The 16,052-nt window shown below is 72.9% G+C and carries 18 protein-coding genes; 10 read left to right on the top strand and 8 right to left on the bottom strand.

Annotation, left to right across the window (positions count from 1 at the left end):
• Positions 1–65: 65 nt before the first annotated feature.
• From ACF1BH_RS03900 to ACF1BH_RS03890, 3 genes are all read left to right on the top strand, one after another.
• Positions 66–272, top strand: coding sequence for a cold-shock protein (locus ACF1BH_RS03900; protein WP_030285851.1), 207 nt, complete (start codon positions 66–68; stop codon positions 270–272).
• Between the two features lie 446 nt (positions 273–718).
• Positions 719–2,344, top strand: coding sequence for a chaperonin GroEL (gene groL / locus ACF1BH_RS03895; protein WP_345079278.1), 1,626 nt, complete (start codon positions 719–721; stop codon positions 2,342–2,344).
• Positions 2,345–2,511: 167 nt separating this feature from the next.
• Positions 2,512–3,150 carry a hypothetical protein gene (locus ACF1BH_RS03890; protein ID WP_391640775.1) on the top strand — a complete coding sequence of 213 codons (639 nt, stop codon included), beginning with the start codon at positions 2,512–2,514 and terminating at the stop codon, positions 3,148–3,150.
• 23 nt (positions 3,151–3,173) lie between these two features.
• Here ACF1BH_RS03890 and ACF1BH_RS03885 read toward each other — a convergent pair whose 3' ends face one another.
• On the bottom strand, positions 3,174–4,751 hold the full coding sequence (locus ACF1BH_RS03885; protein WP_391640774.1) for an alpha/beta fold hydrolase: 1,578 nt from the start codon (positions 4,749–4,751) through the stop codon (positions 3,174–3,176).
• Between the two features lie 174 nt (positions 4,752–4,925).
• Between ACF1BH_RS03885 and ACF1BH_RS03880 the strand changes: the two genes are divergently transcribed.
• Together ACF1BH_RS03880 and ACF1BH_RS03875 are read left to right on the top strand one after the other, a co-directional pair.
• Positions 4,926–5,873, top strand: a complete 948-nt coding sequence (locus tag ACF1BH_RS03880; RefSeq protein WP_391640773.1) for a MerR family transcriptional regulator — start codon at positions 4,926–4,928, stop codon at positions 5,871–5,873.
• Between the two features lie 79 nt (positions 5,874–5,952).
• Entirely contained in the window at positions 5,953–6,525 is a 573-nt protein-coding gene (locus ACF1BH_RS03875; RefSeq protein WP_391640772.1) for a hypothetical protein, read from the top strand.
• A 61-nt stretch (positions 6,526–6,586) separates the two neighbouring features.
• Here the strand turns inward: ACF1BH_RS03875 and ACF1BH_RS03870 are convergent, their stop codons facing one another.
• The gene (locus ACF1BH_RS03870) at positions 6,587–6,889 is read right to left on the bottom strand and encodes a DUF397 domain-containing protein (protein WP_391640771.1); all 303 of its coding nucleotides are present in this window, start codon (positions 6,887–6,889) and stop codon (positions 6,587–6,589) included.
• On the bottom strand, positions 6,870–7,712 hold the full coding sequence (locus ACF1BH_RS03865) for a helix-turn-helix domain-containing protein (RefSeq protein ID WP_391640770.1): 843 nt from the start codon (positions 7,710–7,712) through the stop codon (positions 6,870–6,872). The genes ACF1BH_RS03870 and ACF1BH_RS03865 overlap by 20 nt, the downstream gene beginning before the upstream one ends.
• Positions 7,713–7,827: 115 nt before the next feature.
• Between ACF1BH_RS03865 and ACF1BH_RS03860 the strand changes: the two genes are divergently transcribed.
• Entirely contained in the window at positions 7,828–8,058 is a 231-nt protein-coding gene (locus ACF1BH_RS03860; RefSeq protein WP_391640769.1) for a hypothetical protein, read from the top strand.
• Positions 8,046–8,342 carry a hypothetical protein gene (locus tag ACF1BH_RS03855; RefSeq protein ID WP_391640768.1) on the top strand — a complete coding sequence of 99 codons (297 nt, stop codon included), beginning with the start codon at positions 8,046–8,048 and terminating at the stop codon, positions 8,340–8,342. Before ACF1BH_RS03860 ends, ACF1BH_RS03855 begins: the two co-directional genes overlap by 13 nt.
• Here the strand turns inward: ACF1BH_RS03855 and ACF1BH_RS03850 are convergent.
• On the bottom strand, positions 8,321–9,580 hold the full coding sequence (locus ACF1BH_RS03850) for a hypothetical protein (RefSeq protein ID WP_391640767.1): 1,260 nt from the start codon (positions 9,578–9,580) through the stop codon (positions 8,321–8,323). The two genes, ACF1BH_RS03855 and ACF1BH_RS03850, sit on opposite strands and share 22 nt — an antisense overlap.
• Entirely contained in the window at positions 9,577–10,455 is an 879-nt protein-coding gene (locus tag ACF1BH_RS03845) for a hypothetical protein (protein WP_391640766.1), read from the bottom strand. The genes ACF1BH_RS03850 and ACF1BH_RS03845 overlap by 4 nt, the downstream gene beginning before the upstream one ends.
• Positions 10,456–10,642: 187 nt before the next feature.
• Here ACF1BH_RS03845 and ACF1BH_RS03840 point away from each other — a divergent pair, with 187 nt between their 5' ends.
• Entirely contained in the window at positions 10,643–11,038 is a 396-nt protein-coding gene (locus ACF1BH_RS03840) for a DUF3592 domain-containing protein (protein WP_391640765.1), read from the top strand.
• A 76-nt stretch (positions 11,039–11,114) separates the two neighbouring features.
• Here ACF1BH_RS03840 and ACF1BH_RS03835 read toward each other — a convergent pair whose 3' ends face one another.
• The 3 genes from ACF1BH_RS03835 to ACF1BH_RS03825 all read right to left on the bottom strand — a co-directional run bounded on the left by ACF1BH_RS03835 (position 11,115) and on the right by ACF1BH_RS03825 (position 15,077).
• Entirely contained in the window at positions 11,115–12,884 is a 1,770-nt protein-coding gene (locus tag ACF1BH_RS03835) for a PTS transporter subunit EIIC (RefSeq protein WP_391640764.1), read from the bottom strand.
• Positions 12,885–13,028: 144 nt separating this feature from the next.
• Positions 13,029–13,967, bottom strand: a complete 939-nt coding sequence (gene murQ, locus ACF1BH_RS03830; protein ID WP_391640763.1) for an N-acetylmuramic acid 6-phosphate etherase — start codon at positions 13,965–13,967, stop codon at positions 13,029–13,031.
• A gap of 165 nt (positions 13,968–14,132) precedes the next feature.
• Positions 14,133–15,077 (bottom strand): MurR/RpiR family transcriptional regulator, encoded by a 945-nt coding sequence (locus ACF1BH_RS03825; RefSeq protein WP_391640762.1) that lies wholly within the window; start codon positions 15,075–15,077, stop codon positions 14,133–14,135.
• A gap of 131 nt (positions 15,078–15,208) precedes the next feature.
• Between ACF1BH_RS03825 and ACF1BH_RS03820 the strand changes: the two genes are divergently transcribed.
• Together ACF1BH_RS03820 and ACF1BH_RS03815 are read left to right on the top strand one after the other, a co-directional pair.
• Positions 15,209–15,571 carry a hypothetical protein gene (locus ACF1BH_RS03820; protein WP_391640761.1) on the top strand — a complete coding sequence of 121 codons (363 nt, stop codon included), beginning with the start codon at positions 15,209–15,211 and terminating at the stop codon, positions 15,569–15,571.
• Between the two features lies 1 nt (position 15,572).
• On the top strand, positions 15,573–15,911 hold the full coding sequence (locus ACF1BH_RS03815; protein WP_391640760.1) for a DUF4031 domain-containing protein: 339 nt from the start codon (positions 15,573–15,575) through the stop codon (positions 15,909–15,911).
• The last annotated feature ends 141 nt before the right edge of the window (positions 15,912–16,052 follow it).

Genomic DNA, 16,052 nt, shown 5'->3' with positions numbered 1-16,052 from the left:
GGTGAGGTCTGACCCGGGTCCGCGGAGTGCGGTCCTGCGAAGGGCCAGTAATAGGGGAGTTAGGCATGGCTCAGGGCACCGTCAAGTGGTTCAACGCGGAGAAGGGGTACGGCTTCATCGCGGTCGACGGTGGTGCGGATGTTTTCGTCCACTACAGCGCGATCCAGATGGACGGCTACCGCACCCTCGAGGAGGGCCAGCGGGTCGATTTCGAGATCTCGCAGGGCCAGAAGGGGCCGCAGGCCGACATGGTCAAGTTGGCGGCCGGCTGAGCGCCGACCGACTGCGCGTCAAGGAGGCCCGCACCCCGCAGGGGGGTGCGGGCCTCCTGCTGTGCCCGGGGCGTCGCCCGACCACCGCCCCTCAACGAGCCCACCTTCGGAGGGCGCTTGCGCCCACCCGTCGCCCGACCACCGCCCCTCAACGAGCCCACCTTCGGAGGGCGCTTGCGCCCACCCGTCGCCCGACCACCGCCCCTCAATGAGCCCACCTTCGGAGGGCGCTTGCACTCGAGGGGGTCGAGTGCTAATCATTGCGTTAGCACTCTCCGAGTGAGAGTGACAGTTTTGGACCGTCGGTGAGGTCCGCAGGCGGGGCGGGAAGGAACCGCTCCAACGGTGGGCCGTCCGTCGCGGGCGCCAGCGCGGTCCGGAGGAAAGAGCCTCCACGCCCCAAAGGCGCGGGAGGTGCCCCCTTCGTCCTGGGAGGACCACTTCACATGGCCAAGATCATCGCGTTCGACGAGGAGGCGCGGCGCGGCCTTGAGCGCGGTATGAACCAGCTCGCCGACGCCGTCAAGGTGACCCTCGGCCCCAAGGGTCGCAACGTCGTCCTGGAGAAGAAGTGGGGCGCCCCCACGATCACCAACGATGGTGTGTCCATCGCCAAGGAGATCGAGCTGGAGGACCCGTACGAGAAGATCGGCGCCGAGCTGGTCAAGGAGGTCGCGAAGAAGACGGACGACGTCGCCGGTGACGGCACGACGACCGCGACCGTCCTGGCCCAGGCGCTGGTCCGTGAGGGTCTGCGCAACGTCGCCGCCGGCGCCAACCCGATGGCCCTCAAGCGCGGCATCGAGACCGCCGTCGAGGCCGTCTCCGCCGCCCTGCTGGAGCAGGCCAAGGACGTGGAGACCAAGGAGCAGATCGCTTCGACCGCCTCCATCTCCGCCGCTGACACCCAGATCGGCGAGCTGATCGCCGAGGCCATGGACAAGGTCGGCAAGGAAGGCGTCATCACCGTCGAGGAGTCCCAGACCTTCGGTCTGGAGCTGGAGCTCACCGAGGGTATGCGCTTCGACAAGGGCTACATCTCGGCGTACTTCGCCACCGACATGGAGCGTATGGAGGCGTCGCTCGACGACCCGTACATCCTGATCGTCAACTCCAAGATCGGCAACGTGAAGGACCTGCTGCCGCTCCTGGAGAAGGTCATGCAGTCCGGCAAGCCGCTGCTGATCATCGCCGAGGACGTCGAGGGCGAGGCCCTGTCGACCCTGGTCGTCAACAAGATCCGTGGCACCTTCAAGTCCGTCGCCGTCAAGGCCCCGGGCTTCGGTGACCGCCGCAAGGCCATGCTCGGCGACATCGCCATCCTCACCGGTGGCACCGTCATCTCCGAGGAGGTCGGCCTCAAGCTGGAGAACGCCGGTCTCGACCTGCTGGGCCGCGCCCGCAAGGTCGTCATCACCAAGGACGAGACCACCATCGTCGACGGTGCCGGCGACAGCGACCAGGTCCAGGGCCGCGTCAACCAGATCCGCGCCGAGATCGAGAACTCGGACAGCGACTACGACCGCGAGAAGCTGCAGGAGCGCCTGGCGAAGCTCGCCGGCGGTGTTGCGGTCATCAAGGCCGGTGCCGCGACCGAGGTCGAGCTGAAGGAGCGCAAGCACCGCATCGAGGACGCCGTTCGCAACGCGAAGGCGGCCGTCGAGGAGGGCATCGTCGCCGGCGGTGGCGTCGCCCTGCTGCAGGCTTCCAGCGTCTTCGAGAAGCTGGAGCTGGAGGGCGACGAGGCCACCGGTGCCGCCGCTGTGAAGCTGGCCCTGGAGGCCCCGCTGAAGCAGATCTCCGTCAACGGCGGCCTCGAGGGCGGCGTTGTGGTGGAGAAGGTGCGCAACCTGGCCGTCGGCCACGGTCTGAACGCCGCCACCGGCGAGTACGTCGACATGATCGCCGAGGGCATCATCGACCCGGCGAAGGTGACCCGTTCCGCGCTGCAGAACGCCGCCTCCATCGCCGCGCTGTTCCTCACCACCGAGGCCGTCATCGCCGACAAGCCGGAGAAGGCCGCCGCGGCGGGCGCTCCGGGCGGCATGCCCGGCGGTGACATGGACTTCTGATCCCTGCCCCGTCCTGTCGCACGCGGCGGGACGGGCGGATCACCGTCCGCTGGTCCGCAGGGGCGGCACCCTTCTTCGGAGGGGTGCCGCCCCTGCGGCGTGTCCGGGGCCGGACGAATGGATCGGAACCGCCCCACCGGCCTGCCCGCCCTTGAGAGGGTGTGCTCATGTCACCAGCAGAGCCGACCACACGCGCGGCGTCGTCCCTCGACGACGCCGCGCCCGCAGGGCCGATCACCTACGCCCGGATCGCCGAGGTGCTCACCGCGCTCGGCCTGATCACGGCGGAGAAGGGCCGCGAGGCCGTCGAGTCCTTCGGGGACGTCGCGTACGAGGAGATCACCCCGCTCCACCATGTCGCCTACGCGCTGGAGGACTTCGGCGCGGCCGTCAGCATCCACGCCGAGGACGTCGACTTCGCCGATGTCGCGTACGGCGAGCTGCTGGAGGAGGCGGCGGCGCTCACCGGCGGCGCGGTCGAGGTGACGGACTACCGCTTCGAGAGGGACGACGAGGACGATCCCGAGTCCGGCGAGGGCGTCCTGTACTTCACGGCCCAGGGGAAGCGGCACTTCTTCGGTGTGGAGCAGGAGTCCAACGACTACTTCGACATCGGCGCGGCGCAGGCGGCCATCGAGGCGCTGAGCCCGGTGGACGATCCGCGCGACTTCCGCTGCGTCGACTACGGTCCCGAGGGCCCGTACCAGGGATGGGATGCGATCATGGTCCTCGCCACGGCCGACCAGCGCGCGGCCCTCGGCCGCCACCTCGGGCTGACCTTCGAGGAGCCCGTGGGGGAGCAGTAGGACCGCGCGCCCGCGGGTGCGGCCTACCGTTCCGTCAGATGGCCCAGGACGGCGCCGAGCGCCGCGCGGACGGCGGTGCGGAGCGCTTCGAGGTCGGTGTCGGAGTGGGGATCCGCGGTCTCGAAGCCGTGGTGGCCGTCGGGTACGTCGATCACCTCCAGCGCGGCGCCGTGCGCCTCGGCCGCGGTCAGGAACTCTGTGACCGTGGCGGCGATCTCGGGTAGTTCGCGGCCGGCCCGGACCACGACGAGCGGCAGGTCGCCCGCGCCGCGGACCGCCGCCGCCGGGCGGAACCGGTCGCCGTCCAGCCCCCAGTTGGGCATCGGCGCGAGGACCGCGTAGCTCGCGGCGATGCAGCGCAGCCACGGCGGCGGGGCGCTCAGCCAGTCGGCGGCGAGCAGCCCGCCGCCGGAGAAGAACCACAGCGCGATCCGGTCGCCGTCCACCCGCGGGTCGGCGCGGACCCGCGCCACGGCCGCCGCGACGTCCTCCGCGGCGTGCGGGTAGCGGTCGATGTCGTACAGCCTGTGGTCGAAGGTGACGCCGATCGCGCCGTGGGCCGCGGCGAGGCGGGCGTAGCCGGTGAGTGTCGGCCACTCGCGGGGCGTCGGCCGGATGCCTTCGGGGATCGGCCCGCCGTGGACGACGATCACCGCCGGATGCGGCCCGTCGCCCCCGGGGAGGTACAGATCGAGGGTCTCGTTCCGCTCGTGCGGCACCTCGGGTACGTCGAGGAGGAAGGGACGCAGATGCGGCGGCGGTTGGCTGCCCGCCGGGGTGAGGCGGCGGCCCTCGCCGGCCGCCGCGCGCAGCAGGATGTCGGCGAGGGCGTCCGGGGAGGAGAGCATCGGCCAGTGCCCGGTGGGCAGTTCGAGGAAGCTGACACCGGGTGTGGCGAGCGGCTGGAACGCGGGGTCGCCGAGGCTGACCCGCATCTGGACCAGCTCGATGCTCGCGCCGTTGGCGGTGCAGAGGACGCCGGTGGTGGGGATGCCGGCGGCGGCGCCGGTCAGGTGGAGCGGCTGGACGAGGGTGCCGAGCGGCTGCGGGACGGCGTCCCGGACCAGCCGCTCCAGCGCCGCGCCGGGCAGGCCGTCGGTGCTGCCCCAGCGGCGCCAGGCCGCCGCCGAGTCCGGGGGCGGGAGCGGCTCGCCGCCGGGCTCGGCGGACTCCGCCCGTGCCGCCAGCTCCTCCTGTACGCCCTGGTCGGGCACGGTGGCCCAGGCGGGTTGGCCGTTCCGGGCGGGGGCGGTGTCCAGGGCGACGATCCGCGCCACGCGGTCCGGGCGCCGGTCGGCGGCGCCGAGCACCGGGTGCAGGCCGTAACCGTGGCCGACGAGGACGAGGTCCCGGCCGGTGTCCGCCATGGCATCGACGGCCCGCACCACCTCTTCGACATGTGCCTCCAGGTCCGGCGCGCTCCCGCCGTCGCGCGCTCCCTCGGGGCCGACGAGCGTCACGGCGTACGCCCCCGCGCCCGCCGCCCTCAGCCGCGCCGCCGTCTCCTCCCACACCCATCCGCCGGTGAAGGCGCCGGGGACCAGGAGGAAGTGGGGCCTGGTGTGCCCGTCATGAGCCCTGTTGTGTTCCGTGTCGTTCATCGTTCGCTCCTCGTTCCGTCCGTAGCTGTCAGGGCACCACCGGGTGCGGAGGGGGCGCCCGGCGTACCGCGGCGCGCCCCCCGACGTCGGGGGTGGCCGGACGGACCGTCCCCCGATCGGCCCGTCCGTCCGAGCCCGCCGGTACGGTAGGAACTCCCCCTGAGGGAGGTTCAAGTGACGGCATCCGACGGGCTGTGGAGCATCGGTGAGCTGGCCGAACGCGGCGGCGTCACGGTCAAGACCGTGCGGTTCTACTCGGACCGTGGGCTGCTCCCGGAGCGGTCGCGCAGTGCGGGCGGGCACCGGCGGTACGACCCCGGCGCCCTCGACCGGCTGCGGCTGATCCGCTCCCTGCGGGCCCTGGATCTGCCCGTGCCCCAGGTGCGGCGGATCGTCGACGACGAGGCGGGCGCGGGCGGCGTGCTGGAGGACGCCGTCGCCGGGCAGCTGCGGCAACTGGGCGGCCACATGGCGGCGTTGCGGTGGCGGGAGGCCGGGCTGCGGCTCGTGCAGGAGTGTCCGCCCTCGGAGCGCGCCGACCGGCTGCGGCTCATCGGCGCGGTGGCGGCGCCGCCCAGCACGGCGCCGCTCGCCCGGTTCTGGCGGGGTTGGCTGCCGCCGCGGATGCCGGCCCGCGCGGTCGCCGCCTTCCTGGAGCAGGCGGTGCCCGTACCGCCGGACGATCCGACGCCCGCGCAGGTCCTCGCCTTCGCCCGGCTGCACGCCCTGGTGACCCGGCCGTGCGACGGCTCCGCCCGCCCGCAGCCCGCCGCGCACCGCTCCGGTCCCGGCTTCCGCCCGGAGGTCCTCTACGCCGGGCTGGGCGAGGCGTACGAACTGGCGGCGGCGCCGCTGCGGCGGGCGCGGGCGCCGCATCCGGGGGAGGCGCTGGACTGCTTCGTCGCCGCGTACGCCGCCTCCGCCGGCGGTGCCCGGGACACCCCGGAATTCCGCCGTCAGCTCGCCGGCCGTCTCGCCGCGGACCCGCGGATCGACCCGTACTGGGCGCTCACCGCCGAAGTGCTGGGCCCGCGCGAGGGCCTTCCCGTGCCGACCCCGGGTGCCGCGCACGACTGGCTGCTGGCCGCCCTGACCGACGAGGTCGCCGCCCGCGCCGCCTGAGCCCGGAGCGGCCCCCGGCTCCCCAACTCCCCGCTTCGTCGGGCCTCCTGCTGTCATACCCCTCTGGCAGGATGCCGGTATGTCGAACACGCAGACGATGACGTATGTGCGGGTCGGAGCGGTCCTGGAGGAGGCCGGTGTGGTGGCGCCGGAGAAGGTCCGGCAGGTGCTCGCGGAGTACGCGCAGTGGGCGAACGATCCGTTGCGCCCGTACGAGGTCGCCTGCGCGCTGGAGTCCTTCGGGATAGCCCTCTCGATCCACGCCGACGACGTCGACTACCTGGAGCCCGGCTACACCTACCTGCTGGAGCGCGCCGCGGAGCTGACCGGCGGCGCGGTCACCGTCGGCAAGGTCCGTCTCGTGGAGGGCGACCGCTCCCCGGACGGTGCCTCCCGGGACGACACCCTGGAGTTCGAGCGCAACGGCATCGCGGTCGCGGTCCCCGCCGAGCACTTCTCGGACGAGTACTACGACCACCTGGCCGCCACCGAGGCGATCGATGCCCTGAACCCCGGCGGCGACGACGCCCGGACGTTCCGCTACGTCGATTTCCCGCGCGAGAAGCACGGCGTCTACGACACGATCGTCGCCCTCGTCACACCGGAGCAGGCGACGGCGCTGGAGCGGGGGTTGGGGTTGGTGTTGCGGTGAGGGACGCCGCGGCCCCGGCTCCCCAACGGGGAACCGGGGCCGCGGCGTTCGCGCCTACCGCTCAGGCGTCGCCGAACGTCCCGCCGTTGACGCCGCCCACGAACCGCGCCCAGGACGCCGCCTGGAACGTCAGCGCCGGGCCCTCGGGCCGCTTGGAATCCCGTACGGGGACGATCCCGGGGATGCCGTCGGCGACTTCGAGGCAGTTGCCGCCGCTGGCGTCGCTGTAGCTGGACTTTCGCCAGGTGGCGGCGCCGGGGAAGTCCCGAGCCACCTCAAGGCAGTTGCCGCCGCTGGCGCCGCTGTAGCTCGACTTGTGCCAGGTCGCAGCGCTCAGGTCGTACTCACTCTTGCTCGACTTCATCGGTGAATGCCTCCGCTGCCGTTTCGATCAGGGCCAGAGACGCCTCCGGTGACAGTGCGCTGGCCGCGAGGAGATCGTAGGACAGTTCGTACCGGCTCACCGTTGCCGGATCGTCCACCAACCGCCCTGTGCCCAGACCGTCAAGGTACGCGAGGGCAGGGGCGTCGGTGAATGCCATGAGCTTGAGAGAACCTTCAAGCGCGGCGTGACCTCCGACATCGAACGGCAGCACCTGGACGATGATCCGGTGGCGGCGGCCCAGCGCGGCGATGTGGCGCAGCACCTCAGCCATCGCTGCCGGTCCGCCGACGGGGCGCCTGATCGCAGCCTCATCCAGAACGACCCACAACAGGGGGGTTGTTGCGTCGTCGAGGATTCGGGCTCGTTCGAGTCGGGCCGCGACCAGCTCGTCGATGACCGATTCGAGCGCCGTCGGGTGGCCTGCGCGGAACATAGCCCGCGCATACGCCTCCGTCTGCAACAGTCCAGGGATCAGGCTGGGCGAGTACTCCTTGATCGACGACGCCTGGGCTTCCGCCTCCGCAGCCTCCGCGAAGTGATCCGGATACTTGGACTTCATCGCGGCACCGCAGTTCCGCTTGAAGTACCCGTCGGTCTTGAGGATTTCGTCTATCTTCTGCGCGTACTCCGGCAGCATCCGGCGCGTACCGGCTTCGAGCTGGCCGATGAACGAACCGCTGACGAAGAGCTGGGTGCCCAGATCTTCCTGGGAGAGATTCGCCTTCTCCCGCTGGTGCCTCAGCTCCGCGCCGAGCATCGCGCGGGGTGAGGAGGATGGATCGAGACGCTTGGGTCCTGCCATGAAGAACTCCAGGTCGTACAGGGGATGTTGTTGGGTCTGCGCCCCTTTTCCAGGCTAGCCGAGTCCAGCCACGCTGTGTGGCGAACGTCATACACAGCGTGGAAGGTGGAGAACGATGGCGATGAGCGAACGGCGGCGGCGGACGGCCGAGGCGCTCGGCGAGGCGGACGACGTCGTCCGGGCGCTGGACGAGGGGCTGCGGGGGCACGGCATCGCACTGCCGTCGCTGGGCGTGGACCCGTTGTCGTGCGCGATGGTCGACCCGCGTCCGCTCGTCGAGCTGGGCCGGTGCAACGTCGCCACCGCGCGGCAGCTCGTGGAGCTGCTGGACCGGTGCCCGAAGTGAGCGGCGGACGACGGCCGGAGGAGCCGTACGGAGCGCCGCGGGCCGAGGCGTGGCGGCGGACCGCCGGGGAGCCGCTGTGGCTGCGGCCCGGCGGGTACGCGGTCGACGTACGGGACGAGCGGCTCGGCCGGATCATGGGCCGCGAGGGGCCGTATGTGCAGCTCAGGCCCGCGGGTGGCGGCCGTGAGTGGGACTGCCCGCCGGAACAGCTGCGCGAGCCGGTGCTGCGGGAGGAGCTGTGGGCGCGGGTCGCGGAGGTGAATCAGGCGAGCCGGTTGCCGTGAGCGGGGGCCGCCGCGTCCTCGTCGGACGCGGCGGCTTCGGACGCGTCGGCCTTCCCGCGGCGCCGGGGCCGTACGCGGGTCAGGGCGGCGCAGAGGAGGGCGGCGAACGGGGCGGCGTAGAGGGCGTGGTTGAGGCCCTCGGGCGGCAGGAGCAGGCCGAGGAGCTGGTCGGACGTGAGGCTGCGGGTGGGGGAGTCCCAGAGGGTGACGACCGCCTGCGTCACGGCGGCGAAGCCGATCGCGCCCGTGGTGTAGCCGCACCAACCGGCCAGCAGTGCGCGGACGGTGCGCGGCAGGGCGCGGGTGAGCGAGGCGACGGTGAAGTGCGTGACGGCGAAGAGCAGCAGAAATGCCTGCCAGGCGTAGATCCGGGTGAAGCGGGCGAGCAGCGGTTCGCCGCCGGGGAAGGTCGGGAAGTCCGGGCCGGCCAGGCGGACGAGGTCGTCGCCGCAGGTCAGAGCGGCGTCGGCGGGCGCGCACCAGAAGCGGAACGCCGGGTCGAGGAGGTGCCCCGGGAGGCCGCTCGCGACGAGGAGGAGGACGAGCGCCCCGGCGGCGGTGGCGAGCAGCGTGGCGCCGAGACGGGGCCAGAGGGTGTCCAGCGGGCCGCGGAGCCGCCGCAGTTGATCGCGCGGGCCGGACGGCGGCGGGTCGGCCGCGACCTCGGGAGCGCGGGTGACCAGCACCGTCGCGGTGGTGAAACCGCCGATCAGCCCGAGGAGGACGGTGTGCCCGAGCCCGGCGTGGACATCGAGGAACAGGGTGTACGCGGTGGTCCCGCGCAGCGTCGGATCGAAGGACAGCTCGGGCAGCCGGGTGAGGGCGAGCGCGAGCAGATGCGCGACGGGGGCGAGCACCGGCCAGGCGGCGATATGCGCGTACGCCCTGGTCACGGCCGCTTCCGGGGCGCGGGGCGGGAGCGTCGTACGGGCGGTGAGGGCGCGCGCCGCGGCTGTCAGCAGGAAGAGGAAGCAGCCGGTCCACAGCGCTTCGAGGCCGAGGGCGCCCGGACCCGTCGCGGTGCTGAAGCGGCGGACCGGGGAGACGGTGAGGAGGCGGAGCGCGTCGAGGGCGCCCCCGTGGGTGGCGCCCGCGGCGGCGCGGCTCGCCCAGTCGAGCTGGAAGGGGAGCGCGCCGGTGAGGTGGACGAGGGCGACGGCGAGAGCGGCGTAGGTGACGGGTGAGCGCGGGGCGCGGAGGCGGCGGCCCCGCGCGGGCGCGGGCGTCGGGCCGGTCATCGGGGCTCCGCGGTGACCCGGAACGGTTGGCCGTCGTTGTCGAGCGTCGTGGTGTGCGTCTCCTCGCCGTCCCACCAGGTCAAGGTGGCCTGCCACTCGACGTAATGCGCCTGGCTGCGGCCGACGAGCTTCAGGTCGTAGACGCTGGAGGTGGAGACGGTCACGGGCAGCCGCATCGGCTTGCGGTCCCGGCTGTACCGCGCGGCCGCCTCACGGGCCGCCGCCTGGTGCGGGCTGGTCGCCAAGTAGCTCGCGGAGACCGGGTGGTTGACGGGCAGCGTGTCGAGATCGACGTAGAACAGCTCGGGCGGTCCGTCGCCGCCGCAGTCGACGGTGGGCTGGGTGGTGCCCGGGAGCGGGGCGCCGCGCTTCAGCACGGTGATCGAGAGGTCGCGGAGCTGCACGGCCTTGCCGAGGTTGCCGCGGATGCTCACGGAGGACTCGGTGGTCCCCAGGTGGGTGATCTTCCGGTCGTGCTCCCAGCGGGTGAGGGCGTGCCCGTCCGCGTTCGGCAGCGCCGTGCGAAGACCTTCCTGACCTGGGGCGACGCGCCACGCCGTGGAACAGGTGTCGTCGTTCTGGGCAGCTGAGAGGACGAGCGCCGGGTCGCCGAAGGCGGCGTCGTAGGCGGCGGTGACCAGGGGTGTGGCGAGCGGCACGACGGCGATGACGAGGCCCACCACGGCGATCTTCCGGTCGGTGGTGAGCCCGGTGAACCAGTGGCGGAGGCGGCGGAGGCGTCGTAGGCGATGGGGCGGGGCGGGCGCGGGGGCGCCGGGGCTCGGGTCCGGGGCCGGGTCCGGTGTGGGATCCGGCGCGGGAACCGGGTCCGGTGGGTTCTGGTCCGGTGGTGGCTGGATGAGGTCGCGCGTCATGTTCCCAACTCCCCGTCAGGTCGGCCCTCTTAGGGAGGGGAGCGTACTGGGTGGAGGCGGGGTGTGGGGGCGGCCGGGCGCGTGGCCGGGGGTGTGCGCCAGGAACCGCGGGCCCTCGCCGTCACGTCCTGTTCTGCGAACACGAGATACCCGAAGACCCGCGCACCGCAGGGGAAGGGGAGGCGACATGTGGATTGCGCTGTCGCTGATGGCCGGTCTCGTCCTGGTCGGCTTCTTGGTTCATGAAACCGTGAACCAGCGCCGCCTCCGGCGCGACGGCGTGCATATCGAGGGCTGGGTGGTCCGCCACGACGTGAGCAGCGGCGGGAGGGGGAGCGGCAACGTCTCCACCCCGGTGATCGGATTCGTCGACGCCCAGGGCCGCGCGCACGAGTTCCGCGCCCACATGTCCGGGGTCAGGGGCTATCCGGTGGGCGGCCGGGCCCCGGTGTGGTACGTCCCCGGGGCGCCGAAGACCGCCCGGATCGACGACAGCCGGCACCGGGTCGGGAACATCCTGGGGCCGCTCATGGGCAGCATCGTGTTCGTGGGAGTGGCGTTCTTGATGATCGCCAAGGGGTAGGGGCGGGGGAGACCGGGGCAGGCGGGGCCCCGGTCTCCCCCGGGCAGGCGGCGCGCACCTCCGCGCCTCGGCACCGTCAGGCGGTGGCGGACTCCTTGGCGGGTCGGTCCGTCGTGGCCTCCGCGGCCTGGGCAGTCTGCGCGGCCTGCGTGATCGGCGCGGCCTGTGCGGCTTGTGCGGCCTGTGCGGCCTGTGCGGCCTGAGCGGCTTCCGGCGTGGTGTCCGGGGACGGTCCGCTCCCGGTGGCTTCCGGGGCTTCCGGCGCCGCGTTCAGCTCCGTGAGCATCTGGCGGCTGAAGCCGAAGAAGTATGTGGCGAGGAAGCCGGTGACATAGCCGACGACCAGCCCGAGGCCGTAGACGGCGAGTGTCGTACCGAGGCCGGTGTTGCCCTTGACCAGCGGGAACAAGGCCCAGCCGGACGGGCCGATGGCGGTGGAGCCGACCGCGTCGCCGAGTTGGTTGCACAGCCCGATGAAGCCGCCGCCGAACGCGCCGCCGACGCACGCCGTGATGAACGGGCGGCCCAGCGGCAGCGAGACGCCGTAGATCAGCGGTTCGCCCACGCCCAGGAAACCGGCCGGGAGGGCGGACTTGACGGTCCGGCGGACCGAGGTGTTCCGCGGCAGCCGCAGATAGACCGCGACGGCGGCGCCGACCTGCCCCGCACCGGCCATCGCGAGGATCGGCAGCAGCACGGTGTACCCCTGCTGCTCGATCAGGGTGGTGTGGATCGGGATGAGCGCCTGATGCAGGCCGAGCATGACCAGCGGCAGGAAGAGCCCGCCGAGAACGAAACCGGCGAGCGCCCCGCCGTGCGCCAGCAGCCAGGTGGCGGCCGTGCCGATGCCGTGGGACACCCCGCCCGCCGCGAACATCAGGCCGTAGATCGTCACCAGGCCCGTGACCAGCACCGTCAGCGTCGGGGTGACGAGGACGTCCAGCGCCTCCGGGACATGGCGGCGGCACCACTTCTCCACCTGGACGGCGAGCAGCGCGGCGGCGAGCGCGCCGAGGACACCGCCCTGCCCCGGGGAGAGCTTCTGGCCGAACGCCGTGATGTTCGCTATGCCGGGGAAGACGATGACGGCGGCGACCGCGCCGCCCAGCACCGGTGTCCCGCCGAACTCCTTCGCGGTGTTGTAGCCGACGAACACGGCGATCAGCGACATGAAGCCGGAGGCGACCGCCGCCAGCGCCGGGACGACGGACGGCAGCCAGCCGAGGTTGGTCAGCAGGCCGTTGATACCGGCGACGATGCCGCAGCCGATCAGCGCGGGGATCAGCGGCACGAAGATGTTCGCGACCCGGCGCAGGAACAGCTTGAACGGCGTGGCGTTCCGCGCCTTCTGCCGCGCCTTGAGCGCGGCACCCTGGGCGGCGAGGTCGGCGGCGGTGGTGCCATGAGCGGGGTGGGCGGGCGTGGCCCCGGAGGAGGCCCCGGAGGAGGTCCCCGCCGTGGCCGCGATCGGGGCGGAGGTGCCCGCCGCGTCCGCCGCGGCCGGGGCGACGGCGCCGGCCGCGGCCGGGGCGTCGGGCCTGGTGGCGGGAGTCCGCGGCGCCTGCGCCGCCTCCGGTCCGGCGGCCCGTTCCTCCTCCACCAGCCGCTCGAACTCCGGGGTGACGCGGGCGACCGCCCCCGGGCCCAGCACGATCTGGTACGTGTCGTCCTCCACGACGCCCAGGACCGCGGGCAGCGCCTTGAGCGCCTCGTCCCGGACCAGCGAACGGTCCCGGAGCCCGAGCCGTAGCCGGGTCATGCAGTGTGCGAGGGAGGTGATGTTCCGGGCGCCGCCGACGAGCGGGAGGATCGCGGCGGCGGTGGCGCGGTTCTTGTCTTCGGACATGTGCGGAGCCTTGCTGTGCGGACAACGAGGGGAGGGAGGAACAGTTCGTATCAGGATGAATCGGGTGGCCGGTGGGCGCGATGGCATGGGACCGCGACAGTGCGGGACCGTCCGGGGCGCCGAACCGGGGGCAGGTGGTGCGGGTCAGGCCGTGCGGGCCGCCTCCAGGGCTTCTCGCAGATGGCCGCGGGAGGCGTCGAGAAGGCGGGCGGCCGACGGGGCGTCGACCTCGCCGAGCACGATCAGGATCGCGTTCTTCACCTCGCCGTCCGCCGCCGCGAGGGCGGCTTCTATCTCCGCGTCGGAGGCGCCGGTGGCGAGCGCCACGATCCGCCGCGAACGGGCCTGGAGCTTGTCGTTGGACGCCCGGACGTCGACCATCAGATTGCCGTAGGTCTTGCCGAGCCGGATCATCGTGATCGTCGAGAACATGTTGAGCACCAGCTTCTGCGCGGTGCCCGCCTTGAGGCGCGTCGAGCCCGTCAGCAGCTCCGGACCGACGACGATCTCGATGCCGTGCTCCGCCGCCGCGCCCAGCGCCGAACCGGCGTTGCAGGACAGCCCGACCGTCAGCGCCCCGACGCTCCGCGCGTGCTCCACCGCGCCGACCGCGTACGGGGTGCGGCCGGAGGCGGATATCCCGACGACGGTGTCCCGCTCGCTCAGGCCCAGCGCCGTCAGGTCCGCGGCGGCCAGCGCCTTGCTGTCCTCCGCGCCCTCCACCGCCGTGACCATCGCCGACGGGCCGCCGGCTATCAGCCCCAGCACCTCGGACGGGTCGGTGTTGAACGTCGGCGGACACTCACTGGCGTCCAGTACCCCCAGCCGTCCGGCCGTCCCGGCGCCGGCGTAGATCAACCGGCCGCCTTCCGCCATCCGGGCGGTGAGCGCGTCGATGGCCGCGGCGATCCGGGGCAGCTGCGTGGCGACCGCGCCGGGCACCCGCGCGTCCTCGTCGTTCATCGTCCGGGCGATCTCCAGGGTGGAGCGCCGGTCGATCTCGGCCAGCTCGGGGCGGAACGCCTCGGTGGTGAGCGTGTCCAACTGGGCCCGCAGATGTGCGTGATCGGCTGTCGAAGTCATGTGGCGGCTCTTTTCCGGCTCGTACGGACGGATCTGTACGACACGTGCTGTGGTGCGGGTGCGGGGGAGATCGGCGGGGCGTGGAGCGGTGCGGCGTGCCGGGACGGGCCGGCGGGTCGGTGACGGCCGGGCGGGCGCCGCCGGGCGGGGCGACGCACGGCGGGCTCAGCGGTGCGAGCGGGGGGAGTGGCGGTGGGCGAGCGCTTCGTAGGAGGCGGACAGGGCGGGCGCGGCGGTGTCGTACGTGCGCTGCGCCACACCTATGAACAGGCAGTCCACGACGAGGAGTTGGCTGGTCCGCGAGGACATCGCGGCCGGTCGCAGCTCGCTCTCGCGGGCCGTGGAGGTGGTCAGGATGTGATCGGCGTACGAGGCGATCTCGCCGTCCGGGCGGCCGGTGATCGCGATCGTCGTCGCGCCGTGGTCGAAGGCGACCCGCAGCGGCTCTATGACGTCCGTCGTCCGGCCCGAATGGGTGATGGCGAGGGCGACGTCACCCGCCCGCATCTGCACCGCGTTGGTCACCGCGAGATGCGGATCGGCGTGGGCGTGCGCGATCAGGCCGATCCGCAGCAGCTTCTGCACCAGGTCCTGGCCGACCAGGCTCGACGCCCCTATGCCGTACACATCGATGCGGCGGGCCGAGGCCAGCGCGGAGACGGCCGCCTCCAGCTGGGTGACGTCCAGTCCGGCGGCGGTGTCGGCGAGACACTGCTGCTCCTCCTGCGCCAGCTTCGCCACGACGTCGATCAGGGAGTCGTCGACCGCTATGTCGGCCGTGACGGCGGGGGCGCCGCCCGCGGCCTGCTGCGCGGCGAGCGCGGCGAGCGCGAGCCGCAGGTCACGGTAGCCGGGATAGCCCAGCAGCCGGGAGGTGCGCACGACGGTGGCCTCGCTGGTGCGGGTGCGCTCGGCCAGGCCGGTGACGGTGAGGGCGGCGCAGCCGGCCGGATCGCCCGCGACGGCCTCGGCGACCCGCTGCATGGAGCGGGTCATCGACGGACCGAGGGTGCGGACCTTGGCCGCCAGCGCCGCGGGGGCGGGCGGGGTCGGGGCCGGTCGGGACTCGACGGCCACCTCGCTGAAAGTTTCCTTCACGCTGCTGCTCACGACTGAAAAGTAATTTCAACGCCAGGGGGCGTCAATACCTCGTCATGGCCTGTGGACAACCTCCGCCGGACCCGCCGCGGGGCTGTGGACGGCGGAGCGGACCGTCACCGGTCCGCGCGACAATGGACGGCATGGAGCTGGAACAGGCATTGCACGCCGCGCGGGCGCTGGTCCTCGCCGATCTGGTGGCGAACGACGTCGCCGACGCCGACATCGTCTCCCTCGTCGAGGACGCGGTCGTCCACCGCCGCTGGTGGGTGGAGCAGTGGCCGGCCGGGGTGGAGTTCGTCGCCGGGCTGATAGCCCAGGACGTCCAGGACGCCCTGCTGGAGCGGTACGGCCGCTGGCCGCTGTGCCCGGTGTGCACGGAGTCCGGCGATCCGCACGCCCTCGACGTGGAGCCGGAGTTGGGCCCCGACCCGCACTGGGTCTGCCCCAAGACGGCGGTCGCGGTGGCCCGGGTCGGCAGGCTCGGCGCGCCCGCGGAGCACTGAGGTGACCCTCTACATCGACCCGCCCATCTGGCCCGGGCACGGCCGTATGTGGTCGCACCTGGTCAGTGACGTGTCGTTCGAGGAACTGCACCTCTTCGCCTCCGGGATCGGCGTCCCCCCGAAGGCGTTCGAGCGCGACCACTACGACCTGCCCCGGGAGCGCTACGACGCCGCGGTGCTCGCCGGGGCGGTCGAGGTCGGCAGCAAGGAGCTGCTCCGCCGCCTGACCGCCGCCGGTCTCCGCCGCCCCAAGCACCGCCCGCCGGACACCTGGCCGGTCACCGGCGCGGTCACCTGGCCCGTCATCGGGCCGAGCCTGCCCGGTGAGCCGGGGGCGTAGGGCCCGGCCCGTCAGGAGCGGCACCACCGCCACCCGGCGGGCGCGGCGCCGATGCCCTCCCGACGGCGCTCGCTCCCGCCGGTGTTCCCGCAGGTCAGGAGCGCTGGAACGGCGAACGGCCGGAGGATCCGCGCGAGCGGT

Source organism: Streptomyces sp. NPDC014733 (genome assembly GCF_043083385.1).
Classification (GTDB): domain Bacteria; phylum Actinomycetota; class Actinomycetes; order Streptomycetales; family Streptomycetaceae; genus Streptomyces.
Note: the sequence above shows the minus strand (reverse complement) of the source record. Positions and strands in the feature narration are given on the sequence as shown.